The organism is Sulfurimonas sp. (assembly GCF_019429335.1).
Classification (GTDB): domain Bacteria; phylum Campylobacterota; class Campylobacteria; order Campylobacterales; family Sulfurimonadaceae; genus Sulfurimonas.
This window is the reverse complement of record NZ_JAHYJB010000015.1, coordinates 22,187-35,177: the sequence shown is the minus strand read 5'-3', so window position 1 is coordinate 35,177 and position 12,991 is coordinate 22,187. Positions and strand designations below refer to the sequence as shown.

14 protein-coding genes are annotated in these 12,991 nt (G+C 39.2%); 13 read left to right on the top strand and 1 reads right to left on the bottom strand.

The genetic code is table 11. From position 1 onward, the window contains the following. Positions 1-72 precede the first annotated feature (72 nt). Positions 73-864 (bottom strand): transposase, encoded by a 792-nt coding sequence (locus K0A91_RS06835; protein WP_295009301.1) that lies wholly within the window; start codon positions 862-864, stop codon positions 73-75. Between the two features lie 244 nt (positions 865-1,108). Between K0A91_RS06835 and ligA the strand changes: the two genes are divergently transcribed. From ligA to K0A91_RS06770, 13 genes are all read left to right on the top strand, one after another. Then, positions 1,109-3,067, top strand: a complete 1,959-nt coding sequence (gene ligA, locus K0A91_RS06830) for an NAD-dependent DNA ligase LigA (RefSeq protein WP_295009299.1) — start codon at positions 1,109-1,111, stop codon at positions 3,065-3,067. After that, complete coding sequence (locus K0A91_RS06825) at positions 3,054-3,764, top strand: TlyA family RNA methyltransferase (RefSeq protein WP_295009297.1); 711 nt, start codon at positions 3,054-3,056, stop codon at positions 3,762-3,764. The genes ligA and K0A91_RS06825 overlap by 14 nt, the downstream gene beginning before the upstream one ends. A 92-nt stretch (positions 3,765-3,856) precedes the next feature. Further along, positions 3,857-4,669, top strand: a complete 813-nt coding sequence (locus K0A91_RS06820) for a Bro-N domain-containing protein (protein ID WP_295009296.1) — start codon at positions 3,857-3,859, stop codon at positions 4,667-4,669. A gap of 146 nt (positions 4,670-4,815) precedes the next feature. Continuing rightward, positions 4,816-5,088: a hypothetical protein gene (locus K0A91_RS06815; RefSeq protein ID WP_295009294.1), complete on the top strand. Its 273-nt coding sequence runs from the start codon at positions 4,816-4,818 to the stop codon at positions 5,086-5,088. A 61-nt stretch (positions 5,089-5,149) separates the two neighbouring features. Further along, a complete protein-coding gene (locus tag K0A91_RS06810; protein ID WP_295009292.1) occupies positions 5,150-5,971 on the top strand; it encodes a bifunctional riboflavin kinase/FAD synthetase in 822 nt (273 codons plus the stop codon). Further along, positions 5,956-7,011, top strand: a complete 1,056-nt coding sequence (locus K0A91_RS06805) for a tRNA pseudouridine(13) synthase TruD (RefSeq protein WP_366511627.1) — start codon at positions 5,956-5,958, stop codon at positions 7,009-7,011. Before K0A91_RS06810 ends, K0A91_RS06805 begins: the two co-directional genes overlap by 16 nt. A gap of 78 nt (positions 7,012-7,089) precedes the next feature. Further along, positions 7,090-7,764 carry a F0F1 ATP synthase subunit A gene (locus tag K0A91_RS06800; protein WP_295009290.1) on the top strand — a complete coding sequence of 225 codons (675 nt, stop codon included), beginning with the start codon at positions 7,090-7,092 and terminating at the stop codon, positions 7,762-7,764. 12 nt (positions 7,765-7,776) lie between these two features. After that, positions 7,777-8,040 (top strand): hypothetical protein, encoded by a 264-nt coding sequence (locus tag K0A91_RS06795; protein WP_295009288.1) that lies wholly within the window; start codon positions 7,777-7,779, stop codon positions 8,038-8,040. An 87-nt stretch (positions 8,041-8,127) separates the two neighbouring features. Continuing rightward, a complete protein-coding gene (gene gatB / locus K0A91_RS06790; RefSeq protein ID WP_295009286.1) occupies positions 8,128-9,552 on the top strand; it encodes an Asp-tRNA(Asn)/Glu-tRNA(Gln) amidotransferase subunit GatB in 1,425 nt (474 codons plus the stop codon). 5 nt (positions 9,553-9,557) lie between these two features. After that, the gene (locus K0A91_RS06785; protein WP_295009284.1) at positions 9,558-11,111 is read left to right on the top strand and encodes an ion transporter; all 1,554 of its coding nucleotides are present in this window, start codon (positions 9,558-9,560) and stop codon (positions 11,109-11,111) included. Next, positions 11,111-11,809, top strand: a complete 699-nt coding sequence (locus K0A91_RS06780) for an NAD-binding protein (protein WP_295009282.1) — start codon at positions 11,111-11,113, stop codon at positions 11,807-11,809. Before K0A91_RS06785 ends, K0A91_RS06780 begins: the two co-directional genes overlap by 1 nt. Further along, on the top strand, positions 11,802-12,692 hold the full coding sequence (locus K0A91_RS06775) for an NAD(P)H-dependent glycerol-3-phosphate dehydrogenase (protein ID WP_295009280.1): 891 nt from the start codon (positions 11,802-11,804) through the stop codon (positions 12,690-12,692). Before K0A91_RS06780 ends, K0A91_RS06775 begins: the two co-directional genes overlap by 8 nt. Before the next feature lie 70 nt (positions 12,693-12,762). Beyond that, positions 12,763-12,990 (top strand): CopG family transcriptional regulator, encoded by a 228-nt coding sequence (locus K0A91_RS06770; protein ID WP_295009278.1) that lies wholly within the window; start codon positions 12,763-12,765, stop codon positions 12,988-12,990. The last annotated feature ends 1 nt before the right edge of the window (position 12,991 follow it).

Here is a 12,991-nt window from a genome sequence, read left to right as displayed (position 1 = left end):
AAAAAATCCAAGAGAAATAAAAAATCATTCGGACACTTATGCTAAAATATCGCCACAGAAAATATCTCTTCTTCAACTGTCCGAATGAAACCGACAGAGGTGTCCGGATAAACCGTTATATGCACCTGAGTATATGGCTGTTATGGGTATATCTCCATCTACTGCACTGATATGAAGCTTACCGCCTATCCATATTTCACGGTTGCCTTTGGAGTTCTGTTTTATACCGACTCCACACTCTGTTGACACAAGAGATAGCATCTCCTCTGTGGTTTTCATATCTTTTTGTTGTGTCAATATTGTAGGTTTGAGAGGCTCTCTCTTCTCGCCTTTTCTTGGTCTGCCTCTTTTCTTTTTAGGCTTCTCTTCTTTTTCAACTTTAAGAGGCTTTTGGCGTAGCGGTATTTTAGTGGCATCACTTGCGTTGTAAAGAAAGATGGTGTCACTGAGATACTCCCTTATAAACTTATCATGGGTCTTTGCAGCTAAATTTATCTCGCTAAACTCTTTAAATGCCCTGCTAAATGTAGATTCGCTTGGAATATCGGTTGCATATCTCCATCCACAAAGAACTCTGAGTGTTCTATCAATTTTGAGTCTGTCTATAAGATCACTTGTTGTTTGAAGATTATAAACACTTTTGGCAATAAAAGCTCGAGCAAACGGGACTCTGTCTTTTGGGATATTTGTTACATGTGTATCGTGAATAAATTGTTCTATTTCTGCAAAATCTAAAATCTTAATAAGTTTCTCTTCTTTAGAGCTGAGTACTCCTAAAGATGCTTGCAACTCTGGAAAAAGTGAGTTTTCAAGATTTGTAATTTTAAGCCACATTTTTGATAAGAATGGTATAATTTTTGTCACTGAGTTTCTCTTGTTTTTGGTATGTTGTTTGCAAAAGAATTTTACTTAAAACATCAGAAAACTCGGCTTTAATGAGCCTTTTTTAAACTTTCAAGAACCTTAAATTCAGAGGTGTTTTTGGGAATTTGAAAGTGGCTCTGTATATTACTGATTATAATATTTATTATCATTGACTATAATCAAGTTTAAAACGAATGGCTTGTTCTAGTTATCAATTTAAGAAGATTTTGATAAAATTTTGCCCATGAATAAAGAACAATATATAAAAGCGGTAGAGCTTCTTAATCTCTACTCATACCATTACTATGTACTTGATGACCCGATAACAACCGATGAGGTTTATGACAAGCTTTACCATGAAGTTTTGGAGTATGAAGAGCACCATGTGGAGGATATTTTGCCCTCTTCACCCACGCAAAGAGTAGGTGACACGGTCTCGGAGGGATTTTTAAAAGCTCCTCATCTTAGCCGTATGTGGAGTTTGGAAGATGTTTTTGACAGTGACGGACTGCAAAAGTGGCTTATAAAAACTTACAAACTAGATAAAAACATAACATTTTACTGCGAACCGAAGTATGACGGAGCAAGCCTAAACCTTATCTATGAAGATGGCAAGTTGTCTCAAGGCATAACCCGCGGAGACGGAAGTGTGGGCGAGCTGATAACGCAAAACGTAAAAACTATCCGCTCAATCCCGCTAACCATAGAGCATAAAGAGCGCATCGAGATTCGCGGCGAGGTCGTGCTTTACAAAGATGAGTTTGAGCGCATCAACCAAGAGAGAGCCGCAAAGGGCGAGGCAGTTTTTGCAAACCCGAGAAATGCCGCGGCAGGAAGCCTAAGACAGCTTGATTCTGCTATTACCGCTTCAAGAAATCTTGTCTTTTTGACTTACGGTGTCGGAGAAAACAGACTGGAGCATAAACTTCTGAGCGAAAAGATGGAATACATCTACTCTCTTGGCTTTAAAAAACCGCCGCTTCGAGCTACATGTAAAGATTTTGACGAGATTCAAGCCGTATATGAAGAGATGAACAAAAACCGAGACAGCTATGCGATGATGCTTGATGGCATGGTTATAAAAGTCAACGAAATAGCCGCACAGATAGATATGGGTTATACGGTTAAAAATCCGCGTTTTTCGGTTGCCTATAAATTTCCCGCAGTTGAGAAGATAACGACTTTAAAGGAAATAGTGCTTCAGGTTGGACGCACGGGTGCGGTTACTCCCGTTGCAATCGTCGAACCGACAAATATCGACGGCGTTATAGTCGAGCGGGCAACTCTGCACAATTTTGATGAGATAGATAGAAAAGATATCCGCATAAATGATAAGGTTATCATCCTTAGAAGCGGCGATGTTATACCAAAAATCATAAAAGTTTTAACTCATGATAGAGACGGAAGCGAAGAGAAATTTGAGCGACCGACAACTTGTCCTGTTTGCGGCAGCGAGCTTTTGGATGAGGGCGTGCTTCTAAAGTGTCAAAATCTCAAATGTGAAGCAAGAGTTATCAACTCCATCATCTATTTTGCCTCAAAACCGTGTCTAAATATCGACGGTTTGGGAGTAAAAATAGTGGAGGCACTTTTTGAATCAGGTTTTGTGAAGAGCGTTATTGATTTGTTTGATTTGACTTTGGAGAAGCTCTTAACTTTAGAGGGTTTCAAAGAGAAAAAGGCGCAAAATCTGCTTGATTCGCTTGAGGCCGCAAAGGGGTGTGACTACCGGCGGTTTGTAAACTCTTTGGGGATTGAGCATATCGGAGAGGTGGCGTCTAAAACTCTGAGTGCTCGTTTTGGAAGCTCATTTGTGGATGCTTCTAAAGATGAACTGGTCGCGCTTGACGGCTTTGGAGAGGAGATGGCGGAGTCCGTTTTGGAGTTTGTCAGAGTAAACAGAGAGACGATTTTAAAACTCCAAGAGATTTTGCGTCCGCTTGAACCGCTTCAAAGAGAAGAGGCAAAAGAGAACCCGTTTAAGGGCAAGAGCGTTGTTCTTACCGGAAGCATGAGCGAGTCAAGAGACGTTATAAAAGAGATGCTGGAAGCTTTAGGTGCAAAGGTGGTGAGTTCCGTTTCCAAAAAGACGGACTTTGTCATCTACGGTGAAGATGCGGGAAGCAAATATGACAAAGCAGTCGCTCTGGGCGTCGCGGTTCTTAGCGAGCAAGAGATGAGAGAAAAAATTGAGCAGGCTTGATAACTATCTGGTAGAAAATGGTTTGTGCGAGAGCAGAAACAAAGCGCAGACACTCATCAAAGAGGGATTTGTAAGCGTAAACGGCGAGCAGATTATCAAGAGTTCATATGCTCTAAAAGATAGCGACAAAGTAGCGGTTAAAGAGCATAAAGAGTATGTATCGCGTGCAGCTTTTAAATTGAGCGCTTTTTTGGATGAACTCTCTCTTGATGTAAAAGGGATGAGTGCGCTAGACATCGGCTCTTCAACCGGTGGTTTCACGCAGGTTTTGCTAGAGTGCGGAGCAAAAGAAGTTACTGCCGTAGATGTAGGTCGTGAACAGCTACATGTAAGCCTGAAAAACGATGAGAGAGTCCACTCATACGAGGGTTGCGACATAAGAGAGTTTGAGAGCGACGAAAAGTTTGACATAGTAGTAAGCGATGTAGCTTTTATCTCTCTGCTTTACATCTTGGACGATGTTGATAGACTCTCAAATGACAAAATTATCCTGCTTTTTAAACCGCAGTTTGAAGTCGGACGCGAGGCAAAAAGAGACAGAAACGGTGTTGTTACGGATGAAAAAGCAATTCTCGGCGCCATGATAAAGTTTGAGGATGCCTGCAAGATAAAAGGGTGGAAGCTGCTTTTAAAATCGCCTTCAAAACTTACGGGAAAAGAGGGGAATTTGGAGTACTGTTACTTTTTTGAGAAATAGATTTTAGATAAAATATAACAAATTGCAATATTTTTTGAGTTGGCTTATCCCAAAAGTTATAATGTTTGAAATGATTATAAAAGGCAAAACTGATGAAACCGCATGAATCTATCAAACTTTTTGAAGATAAAAAAGTAAGAACTCTCTGGGATGAAGAGCAAGAGAAATGGTATATCTCTGTCGTTGATGTCGTAGAGATACTTACGGAAAGTGTAAATCCTAGAAAATATTGGAGTGTTTTAAAAACACGACTAAAAGCTGAGGGAAGTGAGTTGGCTACAAATTGTAGTCAACTGAAAATGAAATCACCTGATGGGAAATATTATAAAACGGATGTAGCCGATACTGAGCAGCTTTTTAGGCTTATCCAGTCTATCCCCTCACCAAAAGCAGAGCCTTTTAAGCTTTGGCTGGCAAAGGTGGCAAGTGAGCGTATTGAGGAGATGAGCGACCCTGAACTTACCATAGATAGAGCATTGAAACAGTATTTGGAACTCGGATATAGCCAAAACTGGATAAATCAAAGGCTAAAAAGCATCGAAATACGAAAAGAGCTGACAGATGAGTGGAATAGAGTAGGAGTGCGAGAGGGAACAGGGTTCGCGACACTTACAGATATTATTACAAAAACTTGGGCAGATAAAACAACAAAAGAGTACAAAGTCTTAAAAGGTCTCAAAAAAGAGAACTTGCGGGATAATATGACAAATACGGAGCTGATTTTAAATATGTTGGCGGAAGCTTCTACCAAAGACATCTCAGAAGCGATAAATCCTAAAAGCTTTGAAGAGAGCAAAGATGTAGCCAAACAAGGCGGCAACGTAGCAAAAGTCGCACGAGCTGAACTTGAAGCCAAAACAGGTAAAAAAGTAGTGACAAGCAAAAACGCAAAAAAATTTACTTGAAGATAATGAAAAAAAGAAATAATTCTCGTTACAATCGTCTACGATGGTAATGCATACTTGAGTTTTTATGGCTGCAATATGCATTCCAACGCTAGAGCATTGGAACGAGAAAAAACAAATTAACAAACAAACCACGGAGAAAATAAATGAACAGTTTCGCAGTAGATGTCGTCGGTATCGTAGGTGTAGCAATGGTTTTGGTAACATATTTTTTGTTGCAGAGTGAAAAAATAGACTCAAAAGGCTTTTTGTACTCGTTTCTTAACTTCTTAGGCGCGCTGCTTATTGTCTATTCACTCTTGTACAACTGGAACCTTGCCTCTTTTATCATAGAGTTTTTTTGGATATTGATAAGCTTGTACGGGCTTAAAAAGTGGTATAGAAATAAAACGCAAAATACCTTTAATGATAAAATATAGACCTTTTTGATAGAATTCTGCATAAAAAAAAAGAAGCTATTTTAATCGAGAGGAAAAAGATTTGAAAAACAGCACATCCATAGCAATAGGCGGCTTTGACGGTATGCACGTCGGGCATCAGCAGCTTTTTGGAGCACTGGATGAGAATAGCACTATCGTCGTTATAGAGACTGGTTATGCAAACCTTACCCCAAAAAAAGAGCGTGAGCACTTTTCGCACTTTCCTTTTCTCTATCTTAAACTTGATGATATCCGTCACTTAAGCGGAGAGGAGTTTATAGCTTTTTTAAAAGAGAAGTTTCCAAAACTGAAGAAAATTGTGGTCGGGTACGATTTTCACTTTGGGAAAAACAGAAAATACTCCTTTAATGACCTAAAAACTCTCTTTGAGGGTGAAGTAGTCGTAATAGATGAGGTCTCACTTCACGGCGATTCCGTTCACTCTCATAAGATAAGAGCGAAGCTTCAAATCGGAGATATTAACGGAGCTAACGCTTTTTTAGGGCATAATTACACTATCAAAGGCAAAGTGGTTGCAGGTCAGGGCATAGGCAAAAAAGAGCTATATGCAACTATAAACTTAGAAGCAAAAGAGTTTTTGATGCCAAAAGAGGGTGTTTACGCAACACTCACACGCATAGACGATGAGGAGCATTTTCATCCATCGGTCTCTTTTGTGGGGTATAGAGTGACGACGGACGGAAGTTTTGCGCTAGAGAGCCATATACTTGACGGTGAGGTCTCATGCAAAGAGAAGGCGCGCATCAGTTTTGTCAACTTCATAAGAGAAAACAAAAAATTTGACTCGCTAGACGAGTTAAGAAAAGCTATAAAAAAAGATATAGCAATCGCTTCAAAGGAGCTAAAATTTCTACAATTATAAAAGAGCTGGATAGAGAGTATCTCCACTCCACGCAGGATATCGACTTTAAATTTTATCAAAACGAGAGGGATTTCGTAGTTGATGAAATACCGATAGAAGAGTTTTTAGGCAGAGGAAATTACCTAATTTTAAAAGTGCAAAAAGTTGAACTTACAACTTGGGACATGATTGCCATCTTTGCAGAATATTTGGCTATTCCAGCTCAAAAGATAGGCTACGCCGGGCTTAAAGACAAACACGCGACAACAACACAGTACCTCTCGGTTGAGACAAAATATGAGGCTCTGCTTAAGAAGTTTCATCACAATCAGATAAAGATACTAAGCAGCACAAGGCACTCTCACTCCATAAGAATGGGAGACCTTGCAGGAAACAGATTTAGCATAAATCTTTACGAGCTTGATGCGATGGATGCCGGCAAGATAGAGAAAGTTGCCAGAAAAATAGCAAAAAGCGGACTTCCAAACTATTTTGGATACCAAAGATTCGGGCGTGATGCAGACAGTATTGAGCAATCTAGAGAGATGATAAAGGGCGAGCTTTTCATCGAAGATGCGAAACTGAAGAGCTTTTTGATTTCTGTTTATCAGAGCTACTATTTTAACGAGTGGCTAAGAGAGAGAATAATGCTCACTAAAGAGAGTGGCTCTTTAGAGTTTATGCCTCTTAGCGGTGACGTTTACATGTCAAAAGAGGGCAAGCTCTCTACGCCAAAGCTGATACCCTCAAAAGAGTTCGCGGCAAAGAAGATTACTCCAACCGGACTTCTTTGCGGAAGAGATGTTTTTCGCGCCAAATATGATGCGGCGGAGATAGAAGCAAAGTACGATGATGAGTTTTTGCAAGAAAAAGGGCAGAGACGTGAAGCTCTTGTTTATCCGAGCGATATTGACTGCAAATATGTTAAAAAAGAGACAATGCTAAATATCTCTTTTACGATGCCAAAAGGGTCTTACGCAACTGTGTTTCTAGAGAGCATAGCAGGGAAAAACTACAGTGCTAAAGATGTAAAAAGAGACAAAAAGAGCAAAAAAAGGTAGAGAATTTTTTGATATTATAAAAGTTTAATTAAATCTTTACTATAATCACACAATTTTTACGAGACAGGGAGTACACCTATGGGTGAATTGTTTACATTTTTCGGTCTAATTTCTCACGATAAGACTTTTATCTACATGACGCACATGCTGCTTTCGGCAGGTATCGCTTTAGTGCTTGTCAGGATGGCTATGTCAAACTTAAAAATGGTTCCAACCGGAACTCAAAACGTAATGGAAGCGTACATCTCAGGCGTTCTTAAAATGGGAACGGATGTAATGGGTCAAGAGAATGCTCGTCGTTATCTTCCGCTTGTTGCGACTATCGGACTGTTTGTAGGTATTGCTAATATAGTCGGTGTCATTCCAGGCTTTGAGGCTCCAACCGGATTTTTGGAGATGCCTCTTACTTTGGCGCTTGCCGTATTTGTTTACTACAACTATGAAGGTATCCGCCGTCAAGGTGTTATCAAATACTTCAAGCACTTTCTTGGACCTGTTTGGTGGTTATACTGGTTGATGTTCCCAATCGAGATAGTTTCTCACATCTCTCGTTTGGTATCTCTTAGCTTCCGTCTTTTCGGTAACGTTAAGGGTGACGATATGTTCTTAATGGTAATCTTAATGCTTGCTCCTTGGTTATTACCAATGATTCCATTCGCACTTCTTACATTTATGGCATTCTTGCAAGCATTCATCTTTATGATGCTTACGTATGTTTACCTTGGCGGAGCGATAGCCGTTAACGAACACTAACGGCTAAAGACCATGCAAAAAGAGAAATTCGACAGAATTATTAGCTTTTTGTTTGGAGCATCGTGGGCGATTATCATCTTTGGTGCTCTTATCACTTTTAAACTCTTCTCTTTTTTAGGCTTTTCACTCGCTATCTTTATAACTATTTTCTTTGTCGTTATAGCATTTTTTCTTATTTTGGCTCTTGATGCCTTCTCCGTAAATAGAGAAAAGCTTTATGAAGCAAAAAAACAGACAAAACTTTTAGAAAAAATCTACTCTAAACATACCAAGTAAACCTACAATTATTTGCGCTTTATGAAACATAAAAGCATAATTGGGTAAAATCCAACACAATATTATAATTTTTTATCAAGGAAAACTATGTTTGAAGTAGTTATCGGACTTGAAGTCCACGTTCAGCTAAACACAAAAACTAAACTTTTTTGCTCATGTCCTACGAGCTTTAACCACAAACAAAATAGAAACACATGCCCTACATGTCTCGCACTCCCAGGGGCTCTTCCAGTGCTTAACAAAGAGGTGCTTCACAAGTCTGTTATGTTTGGTACGGCTGTTGGCGCTAAGATAAACCAGACATCATATTTTGATAGAAAAAGTTACTTTTATCCTGATAGTCCATCTGCTTACCAGATTACACAGCTCTACACTCCCGTTGTCGAACATGGAAAACTTCGTATTGACTTTGAGGACGGCTCACACAAGATTATTCGCATAAACCGTGCACACATTGAAGCGGATGCGGGAAAAAACATACATGACGGACCTGTCTCAAAAGTTGATTTAAACCGTGCAGGAACACCGCTTTTAGAGATAGTAAGCGAGCCTGATTTAAGAAGTGCCGAAGAGGTTACGCTTTATCTCAAAAAGCTTCACTCAATTATTCGCTACCTAGATATCGGCGATGCGAACATGCAAGAGGGCTCTTTCCGTGTTGACGTAAACGTCTCTATCCGCCCAAAAGGTGATGAAAAGCTCTACACTCGCGTCGAGATTAAAAACATAAACAGTTTTAGATTTATTCAAAGAGCTATAGAGCTTGAAGTTGCACGCCAGATAGAGGCTTGGGAAGATGGCGTTTATGCTAGAGATATCTGCCAAGAGACTAGACTTTTTGACCAAGTTAAGCAGGAGACTCGTTCTATGCGCGGAAAAGAGGAGGCGGCAGATTACCGCTACTTCCCAGAGCCTGATTTGCTTAAGGTCGTTATAACTGACGATATGATGAGTGAATTTAGCAAAATCCCTGAACTACCGGATGAGAAGATGGCTCGTTTTGTTAAAGATTACGGGATAAATGAGTACAACGCAAGCGTATTGACTTCAGCCGTGGAGATGGCTCACTACTTTGAGAGCATGATGCAAGAGGGTATTAGTGCAAAAAACGCTCTTACTTGGCTCACCGTAGAGCTTCTTGGAAGATTTAAGGGTGAAGTTAATATCTCAAACTCTCCCGTTGATGCTAAAAAACTCGCACTTTTGGTTAAGAGAATAGAAGACGGTACGATAAGCGGAAAAGCTGCCAAAGAGGTTCTTGATTTTCTTATGGAAAAAAGCGGCGATGTAGATAGCGCTATTGAGACTCTAGGGCTTAAGCAGGTGAGTGACATGGGTGCGATTGAGGCTATCTGCGATGCTGTTATAAATGCAAATGGGGACAAGGTTACAGAGTATAAAAGCGGAAAAGATAAGCTTTTTGGCTTCTTTGTAGGTCAGGTTATGAAAGAGTCAAAAGGGAGTGCAAATCCTGCTACCGTTAATGACATCTTAAAAGCAAAGCTGGGATAACAGTTTTGCTAAAACGCCTGCTGATAGACACCGCATATAAAATAAACACATCAAATAACTACACAAAAACAAAACACTTCTTCTATAACCTGCTAGAAAACGGCGACTATCGATATAAAAAGGTTTTTGACCTCTTTATGATAGCGCTGATTTTCTCAAGTGTTTTTATCCTCATCAGAGAGGTGAAATCGCATGTGAACGATGAGTTTTTGTTTTTTAACAACTATGTTATATCAGTCATATTTTTTATAGAGTATATGTTGAGATTCTGGGTAAGCAGCAGCGTTACTGAGATAATAATAAAACAGAGCGAGCATGACGCTCTGCTTGGTGATAAATTTAGGTTTTTAAGAGCCTTGCGAAAGATTTTACATGCTAAACTAAAATATGTTATTTCGTTTAAGGCAATCATAGATTTACTGGCTATTCTTCCGTTTTTCCACCAGCTCAGACTACTAAGACTTTTTATACTTTTTCGCGTCTTTAAACTATTTAGATACGCAAAAAGTATTCAGGTTTTTGTATCGGTAATATCTGCAAAAAAGTTTGAATTCATCACGCTTTTGGTCTTTGCTTCTATCGTTGTTTTTGTCTCATCCGTGCTTATCTACGTCATGGAGGCAAATAACCCCGCTTCTCCTATTAATACGCTTTTTGAGGCTGTGTATTGGTCGATTGTAACTATATCGACGGTAGGTTACGGCGATATAACTCCAATAACTGAAGCGGGAAGAGTTGTTGCGATGTTTGTTATTGTAGCTGGTATTGCCGTTTTCTCATTTACTACATCACTTATTGTTACGGCGTTTACGGAAAAACTAGATGAGATAAAAGATACAAAACTGATTAACGACATTTCAAGCATAAAAGAGTTTTATCTTATCTGCGGCTATGAGAGCGTCTCCAAAGAGGTTGCAAAAAAGCTTATGCAAAACAGCAGAGTAATCATCTTGGAAGAGAATTTGCAAAAAGTTTTGCAGGCAAAAAAAGATGGTTTTTTTGCACTCAACTATGACCCTGGAAGCATAGAGAGTTATAGAAAACTTCGCATAAATATCGAGGCTCAAGTAAAGGCGATTATCTGTTTAAGCCACAGCGATGTGGAAAATGTCTATACTACGCTGACAATCCGCTCTTTTAACAAAGATGTGTTTATTCTCTCTATTTTAAAAAATAAAGCAAACAGAAACAAGCTTGTTTTTGCAGGTGTAAACGAGCTTTTTTATGAAAAAGAGCTAGTCGGGATGGTTGCTAGAGAGTTTGTAGGAAAGCCCGTGGCGTTTGAGGCAATTCATGCTCTGCGTTTTAGCTATAACGGCGTGGACATGCAAGAGATTGTAGTCAGTGAGAGGATTTTGGACAGCTTCACGTCAGTCGGCGAGCTTGAGAATAAAAAATATAGAGTTGTATTGCTTGGTATTTATAAAAAGAGCGAAAATGAGTTTATGTTCAATCCGCCAGATAGTACAATTTTAGAGCTTGGGGATTATCTTTTGGTTATAGGAAACACTCAGTTTATAAAAGAGTTTACAAACAACCTCCATAAAAGGAAGCAGTAATGGAAAAAATTGCTTTAATATTTGGGTATAACGACTATACGTTTGAGATAGAAAAAAACATAAAATTTCACTACGAAAAGATATATATTTACGCTTTAGATGAAGAGATGGCGCAAAAAGAGAGCTATGGATACGAGATACAAACTTTCGATTTAAGCGAAAATTGGGATGAGCTAAGAAGAAGCGTTGAGATAGATGAGTGTGTTGCTTTTTGCATGCTTGAGGATATGGCGGAGAATATATTTTTAACAATTTCTCTTAGAGATACATTTAAAAATCTAAAAATAGTCGCACTCTCACAGGACAAGGAGAGTGCTGATAAGCTTTTGTTGGCAGGAGCAACCACAATACTGCCTACTACGCAGACGACGGCGAATGTTATTGTAGAGATGCTTGAAAAGCCTATAATAACAGAAGTTTTACACAATATTTTATATGAGAAAAGCAACCTTAAAATAGCTCAAATAAGAGTAAGTAGTATTGAGAGTTTTGACGGACTATATCCATCAGACATAGATTGGAGCAGGGAGCACGGAGTTATTGTGCTCTCGGTGGTCAGAGAAGACAAAAGCGCAGAGTTTATATACTCGTCAAAAGCAAAGCATCATCAGATAAAAACAGGCGATGTATTTGTCGTGGTTGGATATGATAAAGATATAGTAGATTTTGAGAAATTATTAGGGGGCGGATGTGACTAAAGTTGGCGTAATAGGAGCAGGTAAATGGGGGAGCGCTTTAGCTTTTGCACTAAGTGAGAAGTGTGAGGTCTATATAACCTCGAGAACACCAAGAGATATGAAAAATTTTGTCTCTTTGGATGAGATTTTAAAACTCCAATACCTTGTTATAGCAATTCCAGCACAGCAGGTTTCTTCTTGGCTGAGAGAGAATTTTAAGTATAGCAATCAAAAAATATTGGTTGCCGCAAAAGGGATAGAGGCGACAACGGGTAAGTTTTTAAATGAGATTTATGAGGAGTATGTCCCAAATGAAAATATAGCTTTTCTCTCAGGACCATCTTTTGCGACAGAGGTTATGAAATCTCTCCCGACTGCACTTGTCGTAAACTCTACAAATGAGGAGGTAAGCAAGAAATTTGCCTCATTTTTCCCATCATTTATTAAAACATACACTTCTACCGATGTCGCAGGTGCCGAGGTTGCAGGAGCATACAAAAACGTTATAGCTATAGCGGCAGGTATTTGCGAGGGATTGGGTCTTGGCAAAAATGCGGCAGCATCTCTAATATCCAGAGGTCTTGTAGAGATGCAGAGATTTGGCAAAGTTTATGGAGCAAAAGAGGAGAGTTTTGTTGGGCTTAGCGGAGCAGGGGACCTTTTTTTAACAGCATCATCAACTATGAGCAGAAATTTCCGCGTAGGGCTTGGCATAGCTGCGGGCAAATCTAAAGAAGAGATAGTAAGAGAGCTTGGAGAGGTCGCAGAGGGGATTGGAACTACGTATGCGCTCTATAAAATAGCTCAAGAGAAAGATCTCTACCTTCCCATAGCAAGAGAGGTCTATAGTATGTTAGAGGGCTTAGACCCGCATATCAGTTTGAGTAATTTTCTTGCAAACTAATAAACAGGTTGCTTTCCAACTAATGTTTTATGTATAATTATTCATACGATTATATGAACAGGAGTTAATTATGCACAAGATTAGGAGTACATTTACTGTTTCTGATTTTATTATTGATGAGTTAAACAGCGTCTCAGAAGAGCTTAACGAGAAAAAATCTCACATAGTAGAAAAAGCTCTTAGCATGTATTTTGATGCACTTGACGAAAAACTCTCAGACCAAAGACTTAAAAATCTTGAAAACAAAAAAGAGAAACTCATCCCCGCAAGTGAAGTTTTTAAAGAGTTAGGTTTATAGC

Excerpts from the sequence above, each read along its gene's own strand:
- ligA (WP_295009299.1), top strand. The coding sequence starts at position 1,109 with ATGAATAAAGAACAATATATAAAAGCGGTAGAGCTTCTTAATCTCTAC.
- K0A91_RS06820 (WP_295009296.1), top strand. The coding sequence starts at position 3,857 with ATGAAACCGCATGAATCTATCAAACTTTTTGAAGATAAAAAAGTAAGA.
- K0A91_RS06815 (WP_295009294.1), top strand. The coding sequence starts at position 4,816 with ATGAACAGTTTCGCAGTAGATGTCGTCGGTATCGTAGGTGTAGCAATG.
- K0A91_RS06800 (WP_295009290.1), top strand. The coding sequence starts at position 7,090 with ATGGGTGAATTGTTTACATTTTTCGGTCTAATTTCTCACGATAAGACT.
- K0A91_RS06795 (WP_295009288.1), top strand. The coding sequence starts at position 7,777 with ATGCAAAAAGAGAAATTCGACAGAATTATTAGCTTTTTGTTTGGAGCA.
- gatB (WP_295009286.1), top strand. The coding sequence starts at position 8,128 with ATGTTTGAAGTAGTTATCGGACTTGAAGTCCACGTTCAGCTAAACACA.
- K0A91_RS06780 (WP_295009282.1), top strand. The coding sequence starts at position 11,111 with ATGGAAAAAATTGCTTTAATATTTGGGTATAACGACTATACGTTTGAG.
- K0A91_RS06770 (WP_295009278.1), top strand. The coding sequence starts at position 12,763 with ATGCACAAGATTAGGAGTACATTTACTGTTTCTGATTTTATTATTGAT.